At 47.5% G+C, this 17994-nt stretch carries 14 protein-coding genes and 1 other RNA gene; 14 read left to right on the forward strand and 1 reads right to left on the reverse strand.

The genetic code is table 11. The features are described 5' to 3' along the window. Positions 1-27: 27 nt before the first annotated feature. The 3 genes from glmM (at position 28) to ACKTR5_RS04780 (ending at position 4340) form a co-directional block, all read left to right on the forward strand. Positions 28-1380 carry a phosphoglucosamine mutase gene (gene glmM, locus ACKTR5_RS04770; RefSeq protein WP_407879620.1) on the forward strand — a complete coding sequence of 451 codons (1353 nt, stop codon included), beginning with the start codon at positions 28-30 and terminating at the stop codon, positions 1378-1380. Positions 1381-1598: 218 nt separating this feature from the next. Continuing rightward, positions 1599-3416 carry a glutamine--fructose-6-phosphate transaminase (isomerizing) gene (gene glmS, locus ACKTR5_RS04775; RefSeq protein WP_407879622.1) on the forward strand — a complete coding sequence of 606 codons (1818 nt, stop codon included), beginning with the start codon at positions 1599-1601 and terminating at the stop codon, positions 3414-3416. A gap of 216 nt (positions 3417-3632) precedes the next feature. After that, entirely contained in the window at positions 3633-4340 is a 708-nt protein-coding gene (locus ACKTR5_RS04780; RefSeq protein WP_407879624.1) for a glucosamine-6-phosphate deaminase, read from the forward strand. A gap of 40 nt (positions 4341-4380) precedes the next feature. Here the strand turns inward: ACKTR5_RS04780 and ACKTR5_RS04785 are convergent, their stop codons facing one another. Continuing rightward, on the reverse strand, positions 4381-4716 hold the full coding sequence (locus ACKTR5_RS04785; protein ID WP_407879626.1) for a hypothetical protein: 336 nt from the start codon (positions 4714-4716) through the stop codon (positions 4381-4383). 455 nt (positions 4717-5171) lie between these two features. Between ACKTR5_RS04785 and ACKTR5_RS04790 the strand changes: the two genes are divergently transcribed. From ACKTR5_RS04790 to ACKTR5_RS04840, 11 genes are all read left to right on the forward strand, one after another. Next, positions 5172-5876, forward strand: coding sequence for a nuclear transport factor 2 family protein (locus ACKTR5_RS04790; protein ID WP_407879628.1), 705 nt, complete (start codon positions 5172-5174; stop codon positions 5874-5876). Positions 5877-6121: 245 nt separating this feature from the next. After that, entirely contained in the window at positions 6122-9583 is a 3462-nt protein-coding gene (locus ACKTR5_RS04795) for a mucin-binding protein (protein ID WP_407879630.1), read from the forward strand. 138 nt (positions 9584-9721) lie between these two features. Next, the gene (locus ACKTR5_RS04800) at positions 9722-9895 is read left to right on the forward strand and encodes a hypothetical protein (protein ID WP_407879632.1); all 174 of its coding nucleotides are present in this window, start codon (positions 9722-9724) and stop codon (positions 9893-9895) included. Positions 9896-10160: 265 nt separating this feature from the next. After that, the gene (locus tag ACKTR5_RS04805) at positions 10161-10670 is read left to right on the forward strand and encodes a MarR family winged helix-turn-helix transcriptional regulator (RefSeq protein ID WP_407879634.1); all 510 of its coding nucleotides are present in this window, start codon (positions 10161-10163) and stop codon (positions 10668-10670) included. A 534-nt stretch (positions 10671-11204) separates the two neighbouring features. Further along, positions 11205-12584: an Nramp family divalent metal transporter gene (locus ACKTR5_RS04810; RefSeq protein WP_407879636.1), complete on the forward strand. Its 1380-nt coding sequence runs from the start codon at positions 11205-11207 to the stop codon at positions 12582-12584. 127 nt (positions 12585-12711) lie between these two features. Then, positions 12712-13078, forward strand: a transfer-messenger RNA (tmRNA) gene (ssrA, locus tag ACKTR5_RS04815). Between the two features lie 105 nt (positions 13079-13183). Then, positions 13184-13801 (forward strand): TMEM175 family protein, encoded by a 618-nt coding sequence (locus ACKTR5_RS04820; RefSeq protein WP_407879638.1) that lies wholly within the window; start codon positions 13184-13186, stop codon positions 13799-13801. 378 nt (positions 13802-14179) lie between these two features. Continuing rightward, complete coding sequence (locus ACKTR5_RS04825) at positions 14180-15253, forward strand: CHAP and LysM peptidoglycan-binding domain-containing protein (protein WP_407879640.1); 1074 nt, start codon at positions 14180-14182, stop codon at positions 15251-15253. 149 nt (positions 15254-15402) lie between these two features. Further along, entirely contained in the window at positions 15403-15726 is a 324-nt protein-coding gene (locus tag ACKTR5_RS04830; protein WP_407879642.1) for a nuclear transport factor 2 family protein, read from the forward strand. Positions 15727-16014: 288 nt separating this feature from the next. Continuing rightward, the gene (locus tag ACKTR5_RS04835; protein ID WP_407879644.1) at positions 16015-17040 is read left to right on the forward strand and encodes an ROK family glucokinase; all 1026 of its coding nucleotides are present in this window, start codon (positions 16015-16017) and stop codon (positions 17038-17040) included. Between the two features lie 57 nt (positions 17041-17097). Beyond that, complete coding sequence (locus ACKTR5_RS04840; RefSeq protein WP_407879646.1) at positions 17098-17988, forward strand: GRP family sugar transporter; 891 nt, start codon at positions 17098-17100, stop codon at positions 17986-17988. The last annotated feature ends 6 nt before the right edge of the window (positions 17989-17994 follow it).

The raw sequence follows: 17994 nt of genomic DNA on the forward strand, positions 1-17994 counted from the left end.
AGCCGACATGAAATGAGGAAATTAAAAATGAAGTATTTTGGAACAGACGGTGTCCGTGGAATTGCCAACCAAGATTTAAGCCCTGAACTTGCCTTTCGGCTTGGCCGGGCCGGTGGGTTTGTGCTAACTGAACACGCCGATAAGGATCACCAACCCCAAGTGCTGGTGGCACACGACACACGGATTTCCGGACAAATGTTGGAAGAAGCACTGGTTGCCGGACTACTGTCCGTGGGGATCGAAGTGTTGAAGCTTGGCATCATCACAACGCCTGGGGTCGCCTACCTTGTTCGAGTCCAACAGGCTGACGCTGGGGTGATGATTACAGCCTCACATAATCCGGTGGCTGATAACGGGATCAAGTTCTTTGGTGGCGACGGATTTAAGCTGTCAGACGCCATGGAAGAAGAAATCGAAGCCCTATTGGACGCCCCTGAAGATACATTACCACGGCCATCAGCAGCCGGCTTAGGGACCGTTGAAGATTATCAGGAAGGGGTCAGCAAGTACACCCAATTCTTGACTCAGACGATTCCAGATAAGCTAACGGGGTTGCACATTGCGGTGGATGCTGCTAACGGTGCAACGAGCAAGTTAGTGTCCCGGTTGTTTGCAGACGTTGATACTGATTTTGAAACCATGGCCACATCACCAAACGGATTGAACATTAATGATGGTGTCGGATCGACCCATCCTGAAGCACTGCAAGCACTTGTGGTGGAAAAGGGTGCTGACATGGGGGTTGCGTTTGACGGCGACGGTGACCGGTGTATTGCAGTTGACGAAAAGGGAAACATCGTTGATGGTGACAAGATCATGTACATTTGTGGGAAGTACATGAGCGAACACGGCCGCTTGAAAAAGGATACCGTTGTAACCACGGTCATGAGTAACCTTGGCATGTATAAAGCCTTGGAAAGCCATGACATGCACAGTGTTCAAACCAAAGTCGGTGACCGCTATGTGGTCGAAGAAATGGTGAAGAACGGGTACAACGTTGGTGGTGAGCAATCTGGTCACGTGGTCTTCCTTGACTTCAACACGACTGGTGACGGAATGCTGACGGCCCTTCAGCTGATGTACATTGTGATGGTCACGGGCCAAAAACTGTCCGAACTGGCCAGCGATGTGACGACCTACCCTCAAAAGTTGGTTAACGTGAAGGTCGTTGATAAAAAGGCGGCCTTAGAAAACGAAGAGATCAAAGCAGCCATTGCCACCGTTGAAGAAAAGATGCACGGTGACGGTCGCGTTCTCGTTCGGCCAAGTGGGACTGAACCACTGCTTCGGGTGATGGCGGAGGCACCAACACAGGAAATTGTTGACGGTTACGTTGATGAAATTGCTGATGTTGTTCGAAAAACAGTGGGTGCTAACTAAATTTAAATGAATCACCGAAGACGATGGTGCACCGAAAAAGGTGCGCCATCTTTTTTTATTTGCTGGTGGGTGATGCGTTTTGATTTCGAAACAATAATATAGACCAATTTTAAAGTGGTGGATTCATTTGCTTTGGCAAAACGGTAGTATTATAATATTTTACATACGAAAAGGACTTTTATAATAGTCTATACCAATTTATAAGCGAGGATTTTTTTATGTGTGGGATTGTTGGTGTTACGGGAAATGAAGAAGCTGTGACGATGCTGATGACGGGACTCCGTCGGTTAGAGTATCGGGGGTACGATTCAGCTGGAATCTACGTTAATGATCAAAATGGTGCGGACTATTTGGTGAAGGAAAAGGGCCGGGTGCAAGACCTTGTTGATGCCTTAACACCAGCGGTTCACGGATCGACTGGAATCGCACATACGCGGTGGGCGACCCATGGTGAACCAAGCATCGCAAACGCGCACCCACAGGTCTCCGCTGATGAACGGTTTTATCTCGTTCATAACGGCGTGATCGAAAACCACGTGACACTGAAGGAAACATACCTCAGTGACGTAACGTTCAAGAGTAGTACGGATACAGAGGTCGTGGTTCAACTGATTGACCGTTTTGTTCGCGAAGAACACTTAACGACGCTAGAGGCCTTCCGGAAGGTCCTGTATCTTGTTGGCGATTCAGCATACGGCTTTTTATTGATGGACCGTGAGCAACCAGACACCCTGTTTGTCGCCAAGAATAAGAGTCCGTTGCTTGTTGGTGTTGGTGACGGGTTCAACGTTGTTTGTTCTGATGCCATCGCCATGCTGGACTACACGCATGATTTTATCGAAATGCAGGACGGTGAAATCATGATCTTAACGCCAAACCACGTGGACATTGAGGACGCTGAAGGGCACCACATTGATCGGGCGTCATTCCACGTTGACATGGATGCCAGTGAAGCCGATAAGGGGACTTATCCACATTACATGCTTAAGGAAATTGATGATCAGCCAGCCGTGATGCGGAAACTGGTCCAAACGTATGCTGATCCTGATGGCGCCATTGTGTTAGAACCTGAGTTGTTAGCTGACTTAAAGGCTGCGGATCGGTTATACATCGTTGCTGCCGGGACCAGTTACCATGCCGGGTTGGTTGGTGAACGGCTTTTTGAACGACTGGCAAAGATTCCGACGGAGGCGTACGTGGCCTCTGAATTTGCGTACGAAACGCCGCTACTATCAGATCACCCGTTCTTTATTTTTCTTAGTCAAAGTGGTGAAACGGCGGACTCACGGGAAGTTTTGACGCACATTAATGAACTGGGGTACCACAGTTTAACGTTGACGAACGTGCAAAACTCGACGTTGTCACGGGAAGCAACGTACACGATGTTGCTTCAGGCTGGACCTGAAATTGCTGTTGCCTCAACCAAGGCGTACACGGCACAAATTGCAGTGGAAGCCATGGTTGCCAAGGGGCTGGGGGATGCGTTAGCCCGCCCAGAGGCTGCTAACTTTGATGTGATCGGTCAATTAGGGTTGGTTGCCAACGGGATTCAGTCATTGGTTGATCAAAAGGAACAGTTTGAAGCGGTCGCAAAAACAAACTTTGTGCACCAACGCGATGCGTTTTACATTGGCCGGGGCCTTGATTTTGCGGTGGCCCTTGAAGCCTCACTGAAACTAAAAGAGATTACGTACATTCATTCAGAGGGTGTGGCCGCTGGTGAGCTTAAACACGGGCCAATTGCCTTGATTGAAGCAGAAACGCCGGTTATTGGGATCATCACGCAGGCGAAGACTGCTGGCTTGACCAGAAGTAACCTGGCTGAAACGGCTGCCCGTGGGAGTCACATCATGACCATCGTAACCAAAGAACTTGCTGATCGTCATGATGACATCATCTTGCCGGACGTTGATGAATTACTGAGTCCCTTGCTGTCGATCATTCCAGCCCAATTGATTTCCTATTACACCAGTTTGGCGAAGGGCTTGGATGTGGATAAGCCACGGAACCTAGCGAAGAGTGTGACGGTTCAATAGTGGGAAACCACGTTTAGCGTGTTAACGGCTGGTCTTATGACCGGGCTGCCTAAAAACCAACTGATCCCCAAGGCGGGCGGTCAGTTGGTTTTTTACGTGGTCGGGGGGGACTGCCGTTACGTGATCGGAATTAGAAATAAAATGCACTTGGGGCTTGTAAAAGTTTAAAAGCTTGTTATAATTGGACTATACCAATAAGTGAAAAGGAGACACGTCATGAAGGTTATTGTTGTAAAAGATCCTGCAGAGGGCGGGAAGCAAGGATTTCAAGTATTCAAGAATGCGTTAGAAAATGGGGCCAAGGTGTTTGGCTTGGCAACAGGGAGCACGCCAATTTCAACGTATGACGAAATTACGAGCTCAGATTTGGACTTTAGTAACTGCACATCCGTTAACTTGGATGAATACGTGGGCTTAGGCCCTGACCATCCCCAAAGTTACAACTACTTCATGCACGAACACTTCTTTAACAAGAAGCCATTTGCGCACTCATACGTTCCTGATGGCTTAAACAGTGACGCAGCTGCTGAAACAGCGCGCTACGACCAGATCATCGAAGATAACCCAATTGATTTAGGAATTCTGGGATTGGGTCGTAATGGGCACATCGGGTTCAACGAACCCGGCACGCCACTGGATTCAACGACGCACGAAGTCATCTTGACGGAATCAACAATTGAAGCAAATGCCCGGTTCTTCGATAACGAAGAAGAAGTGCCAAAGCGCGCTTATTCCATGGGAATTGGCTCCATCATGAAGGATAAGCAGATTGTTCTTGAAGCCTACGGTGCTGAAAAGGCTGATGCCGTTAAGGCCATGATCGAAGGACCAGTAACGCCTGACCTACCAGCGAGTGCATTGCAAAACCATGATGATGTGATCGTGATCCTTGATGAAGCAGCGGCATCAAAATTAAGCAAATAGCATCAAAAAAAGGAGTCGACATGGTCGGCTCCTTTTGTGTTTAACTGACTTGGTTTTCCGCCAGGATGGCGTCAACAGTTGCCTGAATGGCATCTGTTTTAAGCCATTCCTGCCATTCTGTCATGTCCCACCCCTGCATTAAGAAATGGTGATTGATGTAATCTTCATACTTGATCACGTTGGCAGATTCAGGGATGTTTAACTTTAAAATCCGAACTTCCTTGATGAAGCCGTGTTCCGCAGCATATTCAGCCCGGCCGTTATGAACCGTATTGCCGATCTCCATGTACCGGGTGCCGTCGTTACGGGTGATTTCTTCAATCATATCCAGGGATTCATGGCCAGGTTGGTCTAATTGTGCAGGTTCTTCTGCCATTTTAATGTCCTCCGCTTAAAAAGTCTGTATACCCATTATCGCACGCTTTCTGATGTGTGGGCAGTCTTTTTATGAGGAAACAAAAAACCACCATCTGACGATGGTGGCCGGCATAAGAGAGAAAGAGAATTGATTAGAAGGTAATTACTAAATACCTTACAAGAAATAGTTTAGCGGTTGATGTAAGCGCTGTCAATATAAAATCATAAATTCAGGTAAATTGTTTTTAACTGGAAATAGTTTAGCTCGCTCGAGATGTAAGCGGTTACAAAACGGCGCAAATCGGTTAAAATAAAGGTAACGAAAGGGGAGATGAGCATATGGGCTTCCAAGTTGAATTAGCAATTATTGCCGGAATTACGATTGTGATCATGGTTGTGCTGGGTATCGTTGGTCTCCACGACGGACGGCACTTACATTCATAATCGACGCAACTGATGCAAGGGGGTGTTATGATGGGAAAATCACTGAACGGCCGTAAGGTGTTGTTACGATTGATGGATGGCCGCCAGTTGATCATTACAATTGAAGACGAAGCACACATTGCGTGGCGGTCACTTGTTGAACCAGAACTGACAAAGACGCACCAGCCATTACAAATGACCGTGCTAAACGAAGGACAAGTCAGTTTGAACTGGTCAGGTGATCAAGGGCCGATGAGCCTTGTCTTTGACCTTAATCGCCACACGGTGACCGGAGTTCAGTTTACGGTTGAAGAACCGACAGCCATTAGTGGGAGCTTGCAATTACTGAATGACGATGAGCGGCCGGATCTGGAGCCATTTACAAACAGCCAGTTAGTCGTGGCCTTTTGGAATGACTTCTTTAATCGCCACGATGTCACAGCGGTGGCGCGTTATCTAGCGCCCGATTTGATTCAGCATAACCCAAGCATCACGGATGGGGCCGATGCCTTGCTCCGGTTCTACGCGCCGTTGTTTGGAACCAACGGGAGCTTGCGGGTCGCGCAACGAACCGTGGTTAGTGTTGGGAGCCGGGATGACCTGGTGTACCTCCACGTTATGCGGCAGGATGACCCCGCGGGCGACAAGGTGGCAGAGGTGGACATCTTCCGGGTCCGGGATGAACGGTTGGTTGAGCACTGGATCGTTAAACAACCATTTCCCAATCATAGCGCGAATAACCACCCGATGTTTTAATTGGTCTACATTAAAAGGCAGTTTACTCAAACGAGTAAACTGCCTTTTTTGACGGGATTAATTGATGCCCGACTGAATGGTTTGAATTTAAATGGTCGATTTATTCAAGGATTTTCATATCATCAAGTTGCTTGCATTGAACAATTTTGAAAGGAAATCGCGCTCTGAAACGACAAAATGGAGTTGTTATAAGAATTATTATTTCATCATATAATTTATTAAGCTAGAAAGAGTGAGGGGTTAACATGAAAATGGCTTCTGAACAGGTGCGACACTTTAAGATGTATAAGCATGGTAAGCAATGGGTGACGGCGGGCATAACGCTATTTTCCATTAGCTTGATGGCTTATGGCACGCAAACTGCGCAGGCGGACGAAACGGTGGCACCGGCACAAACGACGGCGAGTGCACCGGCAAACGCGACGGATCAGACCAGCAGTCAGGCAACGTTAACACCAACATCAGCGGTTTCAACAACGACCGCAACGTCAACTGCAACGGGCACGCCTGCCTCGCAAGCCGCACAGTCATCAGCTTCACAAGCAGCAACAACGGCCGCTGTAACGCCGAGTCAACGGGCCTCAACACTGCCTGGAAGCGTGGAAGTCACAAAGGATAATTTTGAAGATTACTTTGCCCTGAATGGGTCCGCTTCATATGATAAAAACACCGGGATTTTGACGTTGACACCGGATGAAAACAACCGGACGGGGAACGCAACGCTTGAAAATAAAATTGATTTATCCCAAAGCTTTAATTTAGAGGGGCAAATTAACACCGGTTCTAATCCAAAGGGTGCAGACGGCATCGGGTTCGGATTCCATGATGGGGATACGGATAGCGTTGGTGCCGCCGGAAACGCCATGGGGATCGGTGGCTTAAGCAACGCTTTTGGTTACAAGGTGGACACGTACCACAATGCGTACGGGTCAGAACCCGGTTACTGGTCAACTGATCCATCGCGGTTTAGTAACGATTCTTTCGGGAGCTTTATGTACACGGATGATAAAAACGTCACCCAAACCTACCAGGATAATCGCAGCACAAATGATGATGCCAAAGCAGTCGACTACCCAAATGGTCAGTTCCGTGATATTGACGTCAACTACGATGGGGCAACGCACCTCATGACGGTTGACTACGACGGGCGAAGCTGGACAACGGACATTACCCGGTGGGGCGATCCAACCAAGGCGTACGCGTTTCTTATCAGCGCGGCCACGGGTGGTTCAAAGAACCTCCAACAGTACCGACTAATTGAGTTTAACTACGTGGCTAAGGGAACGGTGCACGTGAAGTACGTCGATGACACGGATAATGGCCGTGAAATTATTGATGAAGACGAGCTTGATGGTGACGTTGCGGATACGGCGGATGCTGCGTCCACCATTAACCAAGGCATCAAAACGGTGCAGGGGTTAGGCAAGGGCTATCAACACGTAACCACAATTGCGGATGCAGACACCGAGTATGACAGTGCCACTGGGCAAGTTACGTTTACGACGATTCCTGGTGAGATCATTGTGCACTTCAGCCGCCAGACCAGTGCGGTGACTGTTCACTACGTTGATGAGAATGGCACATCACTGGCCGCAGAAACGGTTAACCCAACGTATCCTGACGGCACAAATTACGTTGGTGATCGGTACGCAACGACTCAATTAGCATTTCCTGGTTACACGTTTAAAGAAATGGCCACTAACAGCCTTGCGCCAACTGGGACCTTGCCAGACCAAGAGGGCAGTGTCACGTACGTTTATGTCGCCAATAACGAACACGCCATCGTCACGTACATTGATGACGACACAAACACAACGTTGCACATTGATCCATTGACTGGTCAGTTCGGCACAACCAGTGATTACCGCACCGCGGCGTCGATCAAGAACTATGAAGATCAGGGATATGAATTGGTGAGTGATGGCTATCCGACCGGTGGGGTGGTGTATAACCAACCGAATGTGGTCCAGGCCTACGAAGTTCACTTTAAACATGGCACGGTGATTAATGAACCGGAAACAAAACAGGTTACTCAAACCGTTCACTACGTTTATGAAGACGGCACAACCGCTGCCTCGACGGTGACGGATGTGGTGAACTTCATGCGAACATCCACGACTAACCCAGTAACGGGTGACATTACGCATGGTGACTGGGTTCCCGATAACGGGGACACGACGTTTGTAACAAAGACCTCACCAAACATTCCTGGCTACACGCCGGATCAGGCTGCAATCGCTGAAGTAACCGGGATCACAGCGGATTCTGAGAATCTGGTTCACACGGTAACATACAAGGCCAACGTCGAGCACGCAACGGTGACGTACATCGATGATACCGAAGGGAAGACACTTCATTCACAGGCACTGACTGGGGCGTATAAGACAACGGATGACTACAAAACGGCTCCGACCATCGCTGGGTACGAAAACCAAGGCTATGTCCTTGTGAGTGATAACTACCCAACCGCCGGGGTGGTGTACGACCAACCGGGTGTGACCCAACGGTTTGAGGTGCACTTTGTTCACGGTGTCGCTTTTGATGAAAATGACACCAAACAGGTGACCCAAACCGTGCACTATGTTTATGAAGATGGTACGACGGCGGCGCCGACCGTGACGGACACCGTTAACTTCACGCGGACAATGAGCGTCAACACGGTGACTGGTGAGGTAACACCTGGGTCATGGGTGGCCGATGACGGGAAGACAACGTTTGAAACAAAGGTGTCCCCAGCCATTACAGGCTATACACCGGACCAGGCTGCAATCGCTGAAGTGCTGAACGTGACTGCTGATTCTAACGATGAAGTCCACACCGTCGTTTACACAGCAAACACTGAAAACGCCACCGTGACGTATATTGATGATGTAACGGGAAAGACGTTGTTGACGAAGCCACTTCAGGGTAAATATGGCACTACGGATGAATACCGAACAACTGCCCAAATTAATGGTTACAAGGACCACGGGTATGAATTGGTGAGCGATAATTATCCAGCGACCGGGGTCTTCTATAATCAGGGAACCGCCACACCACAACAGTTTGTTGTGCACTTGACGCACGGGACGGATACGTATACGCCAGGTGAGAACCCTGAAAACTTAGACCTGACCCATGAAATTCATGAAACAATTCATTACGTTTACGCAGACGGGACCACAGCGGCCGATGATAAGGCCGATATTGTTACGTTTACGCGGATCGCAACGTATGACAAAATCACGGGTGAAGTCTTGAGTTACAGTCCGTGGGTCGCAGAAAACGATGACACGACGTTTGATGAAAAGCAGTCACCAGAAATTACCGGCTACGTGCCAGATCAAGCCATGATTCCAGAAATCACGGGACTAACGGCCGATAGCGCAGACTATGAAGCAACGGTGGTTTATAAGGCAGAACCAACTGAACCAACAGAACCAGCTGGTCCTGATGAACCAGGAACGTCCGTGGTGCCAGGGGAACCTGGGCAGCCTGAAACACCAGGCGAACCAAGTCTTCCCGGTGAAACACTGACGCCAGGGATAGAATCTGAACCGGACGCAAAATCAACGCCAACCACGACGGCCACGAAGTCTGTGGACCAGGATGACTTACCAAAGACGGGTGAACAAGCAGCAGTGGCACCGACCTCGCTTTGGGGGCTGGTACTACTAGGCGTGGGAACCTTGTTATTTGCTGGTAAACGGAAGAAACATCATAACTAAGCATGCGTTGATCGCAGTTAGAAAACCACCTCACCTAATTTTGGTGAGGTGGTTTTCTTGGTTAAGCCTTGCGAACAGCTAAAGGCGAAGGACTGTGTTACACTTGCCGAGAACAAGGATCATTTGGGAGGTGTGTTCATGGAGGATCAGAGTGCTTGGATCATTGATCAGTTGACGGCGTTAAAAACACCAGCTAATGAAGTGGTGATCGAGGCAGCCATTGAGCGGTTAAAGACCCAGCAGGATGAAATTGATAGTTTGCGTGGCGCCATGGAGGGAACCTTATGGAGCCCCAAGCAATGGCGAAAGTAAGGTAAAACGAGCTGTGTGGTTAGCCATACTGATAAAGGTGTCATGTTTAGGTTATTGAGAACTCTGATCCTGCTTCGAGCGGTCGCCACGACCTCTTTTCCTGCGCAGACTTGCGGTTAATGTCGCAGTGGAACGGCAGAAAACGCGATTTAAAAGTGTTTTTAGTGGGCGTTTGCTCAATCTTGACTATAATTATAGGAATAGAACGACCGGTTGATGGTCAAGACGCTAACGTCCGACCGCGCTAAGAAGTGGAGGAACAAGAATGGCCGATGAACAAGGATCGGATGAACGTCGTGTAAACGGCTCCCAGCAAAAGACGGGGGCCATTAACGACGATTTACTCAATGAATCGATTGATGTGTACATTCATTTTTTGAAGTACCTCGATGAATTTGTCTCACGTCCCGCTGAGGAGTATCACATCTCATTTGAACAGTATTTGATTTTGCATGATGTTTCGCGTGAGACGGACTTAACCTTGATGGAGATTGCGGCGCGCAGAGCGGTGACGCGGAGTGCCGTGTCCAGACAGATCCGGACGCTACTCGGGAAGGGACTCATCAAGCAGGTGGCAGACGTAAATGACCGGCGGCGGATGAATCTCAGCTTAACAGCGAAGGGTGAACAGGCTGAACATGTTATTAGTGAGCGTGTTACCCGGCGATTTACTTCTTGGATCAACGCGTTTGGTGAGGATCAGGCAAAGGAAGTGCTGAAGTTTATCCGGGCCTTTGGTGATCGGTTTGCCGACGAGAACCATCAGGATAGCTAAACAGTCATGGTCGGCCCGATTGTCAACAGGGCTAATGGTCCCGATTCGTTGATGATCAACGGCATTTTCGACCGGATTGACACGATGAGTTCGTTTATTGAGACGTGTCATTAATTGAATGCAGCGATTAACACGACGCCTTTTCCTAAATCATGGGAAAGGGGTCGTGTTATTTTATTGGTCGGCAAATTGAAAAAAGTGAAAAGTTAGTGATGGCGAAACTTTTTTTTAAAAAAAATCAATTGTAACCACTTTCAAATGAACGTTGGGGCTTGTAATTTCGGCGGTTTCGGCACATAGTATTACAGGGCTTGAAAGAGTCACAAATTTCTCAAAGACGGAGTGAACGTTTGGAATCGGTAAATAAATAAGTTTAACGGGGCCAACGGTCCGATGTTACGTTGAATTAGCAAAAAGCTAATCAAAGCCGCCACTGGGGGATTGATCTGTTTTTTGATGAAGCAACGCTAGCGACCATCTTTAAAGGATTAGACCTGATTTATCAGGGATCAAAACGGAAAAGAGGGCACGAACATGAGCAAGAAGCACGATAAGAAGCATGGTGATAAAGATCGCTTTGTGAACACCACAGGGGACCATGCCAAAAGTTTAGATGAGGTTAACGGGTCGATCCTCGTGCCACAACACGCCGGATATTTCCGGACGTTGATGGCTTATACGGGGCCCGGAGCCTTGATCGCCGTTGGTTACATGGATCCAGGTAACTGGATTACATCAATTGCCGGTGGGGCACAGTATAAATACGCACTGATCAGTGTGATCCTGATGTCGAGTTTGATTGCGATGTTGCTGCAAGCGATGTCTGCTCGACTGGGAATTGTTACCGGAAAAGACCTTGCACAGATTACCCGCGAACGAACCTCCAAGGGGATGGGAATCTTCCTGTGGGTCATTACTGAATTAGCCATTATGGCGACCGATGTGGCCGAAATTATTGGGTCTGGGATCGCGTTAGAATTACTGTTTGGGTTCCCACTAATTGTTGGGTTGATCATTACAGCGTTTGACGTCTTGCTATTATTATTCTTAATGAAAATGGGCTTCCGGAAAATTGAAGCGGTGGTTGCAACCCTTGTGGCCGTCATTCTGTTTGTTTTCCTATACGAAGTTATCCTGGCCCAGCCACACGTTCCGGAAATTTTGGCCGGTTTCGTCCCACATCCTGGTGAAATGTTGACGCATAAACCAATGCTGTACTTGGCCTTGGGGATCGTGGGGGCAACGGTTATGCCCCATGACCTGTACCTTGGCTCATCCATTTCACAAACGCGGGCGTTGGATCGGAACGACCGCGATAGCGTGAAAAAGGCCATTCGGTTTACGGTGGCTGACTCAAACATTCAATTGACGTTAGCCTTTGTGGTTAACTGTTTACTGTTGATCTTGGGGGCCGCACTGTTCTTTGGCACGAAGAGTGATCTCGGGCGCTTCGTTGACCTTTACAACGCATTGAGCAACTCAAAGATCGTTGGTGCCATTGCGAGTCCAATCCTGAGTATGTTGTTTGCCATTGCCTTACTGGCTTCTGGTCAAAGTTCAACCATTACCGGGACCCTGGCTGGTCAAATTATCATGGAAGGGTTCATTCACCTGCGGGTACCACTCTGGGCACAACGGTTACTGACCCGGTTAATGTCCATCACACCGGTGTTGATCTTTGCTGTTATCTACAAGGGTGATGAAGCGAAAATTGAAAACCTGCTGACATTTTCACAGGTATTCTTGAGTGTCGCATTGCCGTTTGCCATGGTGCCACTAGTTATGTACACCAGTAACGAAAACTTGATGGGTGAGTTTAAAAACAAAGCGTGGGTTAAGTGGACCGCGTGGTTAGTCACTGCCATCTTAATTATCCTAAACCTCTGGTTGATCGTCGGAGTCTTTACCGGCTGATGAACGCAAATGAGGCGTTATAAACCGTTGTCGTGATGAAAGATTCACGCCAACGGTTTTTTTGTGGTGATAATCGTTAACGTAGACGTTTACCACGGTGCGTGGTATGATAATGACGCACCTTTTTGGGGGTGTTCTGGATTCGACAGGTATAGGTCGAGCTTGAACTGCGCTTCGTGGGTTGCGGCCACGTAAAAACGCTACCTAATTTTTATCTGCAAAAGATAACAATTCTTACGCTTTAGCTGCTTAATTGTAGCTTGACGTAGATCCGTCCGTTACGGCCCAGGTTGCGGGTTGCGGGTCTCAAAAATATGGGTTACGCTGCAAGCTCCCGTCTGAAGTGCGCAGAAGAGATTAATCAGACTTAGCTGATCACGGTTGCCTTGCTAAACGGCGTTTTGGTCAGTGAACTTTAAATGGTTTAGCTATGAGCGTAGAGGTTCGGGTGGCGATATGCTTGGACGCGGGTTCGATCCCCGCCACCTCCATTCATGATTGTTTGTGGTCACATCCATAGCAATCACCAAAGTTATGAGGGCCAGGGCTAATCTCCTGGCTCTTTTTTAATGACATTTACAAGGACGGGGTTAAAACTTATGGCGAAGAGTCAAACTGAAATTGAGCAGTTGCACCAACAAATCGCAACGTTGCGAAAAGATGATGGGCAGAAGCTGCGGGAACATACGGAAGTCTTTAACGACGCCGTTATTGCCATCATTATTACGATTATGGTTTTGGAGATTCCGTTACCAACGGAGGGAAACTACTTAATGTTTCTAAAATCCATTGGTATTTTTATCATCAGCTTTTTTATGGTTGGAGGCTTTTGGTACCAACTCCATAATGCATACGCGATCGTGAAAGCCTTCAATAAAACAGATTTGACGATCAACTTTTTGTACCTTGTATCACTATCGTTACTGCCAGTTATGACCAAGTGGGTAATTAACGATACGTCCAGAGTTGCGGTGTTGAATCTTGGTGTCGTCTACTTGATCACAAGTTTGTTCCAACTGGTGATTACACGACAAAGTCATCGGAAGCTATGGGACAAGCAAACAACCGGAACGTACTATTCAGACCGAAAAGTGCTCACGCTTGTCGCAATCACACTTGCCATTAATATTGCCCTTATCGGACTGGCTTGGTGGTTGCCTGGACTTGCCATGGGCCTGTACTTAGCATTGCCGCTGATTAACTTTTTCGTGAATTAGTTGCTCAAACGAAGCAAACTTGAAAATAAATGCGCGGGATGATTTGTCGTCTAGGCTTTTATTAAATAAGGTGGGAACACAATTAAATTGACTGATTATGTTACCAAACTTGACTGTAACTAGGCCACTCATGGCAGGGAATTGAGGTCATCGAAATGAAAAGGTTTAGGTTCGACAATAACGGGCAAAGTGAGCGAAAATAAAATATAAATCCTTAACTATTAATTCGTGAAAGTTTGCGACATATGATTGTAATTTCCTTGTAATGGTAATTAAGGTGATCTCGTAGTTAAATATAACCTGTTAGGTAATTAAGAAATCTTAGAGAAATCGTAACTAAGATTGTCACAATGAAAACTTTAGGAGTGAATTTTAAGAATGAATAAAGCGTTAAAAGCTACGTTACTTACTTCAACGGTTGCAGTTAGTTTATTAGCTACTGCCGGCGTTGCCAATGCATCAACTGTTAAGACAATCAAGGGTGATACTGTTTGGGCTTTCGCTCAAAAGAACAACACAACAATTGATGCCATTGCCAAGGCAAACCACTTGGACAACCCAGCTTTGATCCAAATCGACCAAACGCTGATCATTCCTGATGGCAAGATATCAACGACTTCACAAGCTGCTCCTAGCCAAGCTGCTTCACAAGCCGCTAAGACTGATGTTAACGGTGACTACACGGTTCAATCCGGTGACACGTTATCAACAATCAGTGAAAAGCTCGGTGTCTCTGTTGCTGACTTGATGAACGCTAATGGTTTATCAAGTGCTGATGGTCTTTTGAGCATTGGTCAAGTATTGCACACAACTGGCCAAGCAAGTGCTGCTAGCCAAGCACCTTCAGCTGCTAGTCAAGCAACGTCAGCTGCCTCAGCAACTTCTGACGCACAACCATCAGCTGCTACGTCAGTTGCAAGTGCTGCTAGTCAGGCACCAGCAGCTAGTCAAGCTGCCAGTGAAGCACCAGCAGCTAGTCAAGCGCCAGCAGCTAGCCAAGCTCCAGCTTCACAAGCTGCCGCAGCACCAACCAATGTAAATGTCACAACGACAACTAACACAACAACAACGTCAACACAAACTGTTGCTGCTGGTACTGGCGCAATTGCTGCCGGTGAGGCCGGTTTCTACAATGGCTATGCCGGGTACCCAGCTGGCCAATGTACTTCATTCGTTGCCGCAATTTTGGGCTCTGAAGGTGTTTCAGCCAGTGAATACTCTTACTTAGGTAATGGTAACGCCTGGGGCGCTTCAGCTGCCGCTCGCGGAATTGCTGTTAACAACACACCAACAGCCGGTTCAGTTGCTTACTTCGGTTACATGCACGTTGCTTACGTAACTGGCGTTAACGGGAACGGTACGGTTAACATCATCGAAGGTAACTTCGAAGGCCTACCTTCACATTCACGGACGATCTCAACTAGCGAAGCTGCTGGTTACATCCACTTCTAAGCATTAACTTATTAAACTTAAGGTCACCCATGATTAAATGGGTGACCTTTTTGTTTTGTTAAAACGGTGCTAATTATTCAGTTTTGAACAAGGATATTGTATACTACCCGTGAATGATCCTAATAATGATGCATCATGGAGGAAACGAAATGGCAATTCCTGAAGTATTAACGACGTTTGTGGAAACAAATAATGCAGAGGACGCGGCCGGAATGTTGGCAACGTTTGCAGAAAATGGGTCTGTGAACGACTGGGGAAACGAATATAACGGTCAAAAAGCAGTGGCTGGCTGGATTCAGTCCGATAATATCAGTAAACACTCACGGTTCAAAGTTGTGGGGAGTGAACAGGTATCGGCGACTGAATGGATCTTAAACATTACGGTAACTGGTGAAGGCTTTAACGGAACTGGTCCGCTTCGCTTCACATTAAAAGATGATAAAATTGTTTCACTGGTTATTGAACCAAATTAGTGTGAACAATGACGCAACGTTTTGACTTAAAAAGTCAGGGCGTTGTTTGTTTTTATGCACCAAAATGGTCAGTTGACAATGAAAATTTTTTTCTTTTTGATTTTGAAATGGCGTGGTCTATGCCAGCGGCGTGAATCCTTTAAATGATTGTGTTTCGATAATGTTATCGGTTACATTTTTTGAACAAATGTGTAAAAAAGGCTTGTAAAAACGCTTACATTGTAAGAGAATAAACCGTAAACCTTTTACAGGATCGATTAGATTGAGCGACTTAAGGAGAATGTAGTTATGGCTAAGAAGAAATTGATTGGGGTTGACCTTGGCGGGACAACCATCAAATTTGCGATTTTAACACTGGATGGCGATGTTCAACAAAAATGGAGCGTTCCAACGAACATCTTAGACGAGGGATCACACATCATTCCTGACATCATCCAATCTATTAATCACCACCTGGATTTGTACAAGATGGCTGCGGCCGATTTTGTTGGGATCGGAATGGGAACGCCGGGAACGGTTGACCTTAAAGCCGGAACAGTAACAGCGGCTTACAACCTGAACTGGAAGACCACTCAGAATGCGAAGGAACAGATCGAAGCTGGCACACACATGAAGTTTGCGTTGGATAACGATGCAAACGTTGCTGCACTTGGTGAACGCTGGAAGGGTGCAGGTAATAACGAAGCTGACGTGGACTTCATTACATTAGGAACCGGGGTTGGTGGTGGAATCATCGCCAGCGGTCGTTTGCAGCATGGTGTTAACGGTGCCGGTGGTGAAGTTGGCCACGTGACGGTTCAACCTGGTGGTTATTTATGTACCTGTGGGAAACACGGTTGTTTAGAGACGTACGCGTCTGCAACCGGGATCGTTCATTTAGCACATGATTTTGCTGAGGAATATGCTGGTAATTCTAAGCTAAAGAAGATGGTTGATAACGGTGATGAAATTACCGCTAAGATTGTCTTTGATTTAGCCAAGCAGGGTGACTTTTTGGCAAACGAAGTGGCGAAGAAAGTCGGCCAATACCTTGGATTGGCCGTTGCCAACCTTGGGAATGTGTTAAACCCAAGCTACATTGTTATTGGTGGTGGTGTTTCTGCTGCGGGCCAATTCCTGTTGGATCTTGTTGACGAAAACTTCCAAAAAGAGGCTTTCGCAACGGTTCGCGCCTCAACAAAACTACGCTTGGCTAAACTTGGAAATGACGCCGGTGTGATCGGTGCTTCCTCACTGGCATTACGGTTTGCCGATGACAGCGACCTGACGGATTCCGCCAAGGTTGCTAGCACAGCGGCCATTGTAACCGACTAATTGAATCGTACTGCATAAAAAGACATTGAGAGAATTAGAATTGGAGAACGTTGAATCATGGGTATTCTTATTGCACTGATCCCCGTTGTTGCTTGGGGGAGTATTGGTCTTGTTTCAGGACGGTTGGGTGGCTCAGCTGCTCAACAAACGTTAGGAATGACGATGGGCGCCGTGGTTTTTGGAATCATCGCCTGGTTCATTTACCAGCCAGCACTCGACGCAAAGGTGTGGATCGCTGGGACCTTATCCGGATTGTTGTGGGTCGTTGGTCAAAGTGGTCAGTTTACTGCAATGAAGGCCATTGGGGTGTCCAAAACGATTCCGCTGTCAACAGGACTGCAACTGGCCGGGAACGCGCTGGTTGGGGTACTTATCTTCCATGAATGGGTGACTGGTAAGCAGTACACCCTTGGCACGATTGCTGTCATTGCGTTGATCATTGGTGCAACCTTAACGTCACGGCGGGATAAACGGAATGTTCAGCCCGAAGAAAGTGACAACACGGCAGCCGGTGCTCGAGCATTGACATATTCAACCGTTGGTTACGTCATTTACACCGGGATCATTAAGTCGTTTGAAAAGTGGGGCGGCGTTGGTGACCCAACGAAGTTCACCCATGCTGTTGTGTTACCACAATCAATCGGAATGTTTATCGGTGCGTTGGTGTTTGTGATTATGATTGGTGCTCGTCGTGAGATGTGGCAGTTGCCAACATGGAAGAACATCATTACCGGGCTCTTCTGGGGAACTGGGAACCTGTTTATGTTCTTAGCGACCGTTAAAGTGGGGCTGGCCGTTGCGTACTCAATGGCCCAAATGGGAATCATCATTTCCACCTTTGGTTCAATTTGGCTTTTGGGCGAACGGAAGACGCACTGGGAAATGGTTAACATTGTGATTGGATCGGTACTGATCATTGCCGGTGGGATCATGTTAGGAACCATGTAAACTAGA

The organism is Furfurilactobacillus entadae (assembly GCF_045862745.1).
Classification (GTDB): Bacteria; Bacillota; Bacilli; order Lactobacillales; family Lactobacillaceae; genus Furfurilactobacillus; species Furfurilactobacillus entadae.

What these genes read in the sequence shown, in the direction of transcription:
- glmM (WP_407879620.1), top strand. Translation starts at nt 28, where the DNA reads ATGAAGTATTTTGGAACAGACGGTGTCCGTGGAATTGCCAACCAAGAT.
- glmS (WP_407879622.1), top strand. Translation starts at nt 1,599, where the DNA reads ATGTGTGGGATTGTTGGTGTTACGGGAAATGAAGAAGCTGTGACGATG.
- ACKTR5_RS04780 (WP_407879624.1), top strand. Translation starts at nt 3,633, where the DNA reads ATGAAGGTTATTGTTGTAAAAGATCCTGCAGAGGGCGGGAAGCAAGGA.
- ACKTR5_RS04785 (WP_407879626.1), bottom strand. Translation starts at nt 4,716, where the DNA reads ATGGCAGAAGAACCTGCACAATTAGACCAACCTGGCCATGAATCCCTG.
- ACKTR5_RS04790 (WP_407879628.1), top strand. Translation starts at nt 5,172, where the DNA reads ATGGGAAAATCACTGAACGGCCGTAAGGTGTTGTTACGATTGATGGAT.
- ACKTR5_RS04795 (WP_407879630.1), top strand. Translation starts at nt 6,122, where the DNA reads ATGAAAATGGCTTCTGAACAGGTGCGACACTTTAAGATGTATAAGCAT.
- ACKTR5_RS04800 (WP_407879632.1), top strand. Translation starts at nt 9,722, where the DNA reads ATGGAGGATCAGAGTGCTTGGATCATTGATCAGTTGACGGCGTTAAAA.
- ACKTR5_RS04805 (WP_407879634.1), top strand. Translation starts at nt 10,161, where the DNA reads ATGGCCGATGAACAAGGATCGGATGAACGTCGTGTAAACGGCTCCCAG.
- ACKTR5_RS04810 (WP_407879636.1), top strand. Translation starts at nt 11,205, where the DNA reads ATGAGCAAGAAGCACGATAAGAAGCATGGTGATAAAGATCGCTTTGTG.
- ACKTR5_RS04820 (WP_407879638.1), top strand. Translation starts at nt 13,184, where the DNA reads ATGGCGAAGAGTCAAACTGAAATTGAGCAGTTGCACCAACAAATCGCA.
- ACKTR5_RS04825 (WP_407879640.1), top strand. Translation starts at nt 14,180, where the DNA reads ATGAATAAAGCGTTAAAAGCTACGTTACTTACTTCAACGGTTGCAGTT.
- ACKTR5_RS04830 (WP_407879642.1), top strand. Translation starts at nt 15,403, where the DNA reads ATGGCAATTCCTGAAGTATTAACGACGTTTGTGGAAACAAATAATGCA.
- ACKTR5_RS04835 (WP_407879644.1), top strand. Translation starts at nt 16,015, where the DNA reads ATGGCTAAGAAGAAATTGATTGGGGTTGACCTTGGCGGGACAACCATC.
- ACKTR5_RS04840 (WP_407879646.1), top strand. Translation starts at nt 17,098, where the DNA reads ATGGGTATTCTTATTGCACTGATCCCCGTTGTTGCTTGGGGGAGTATT.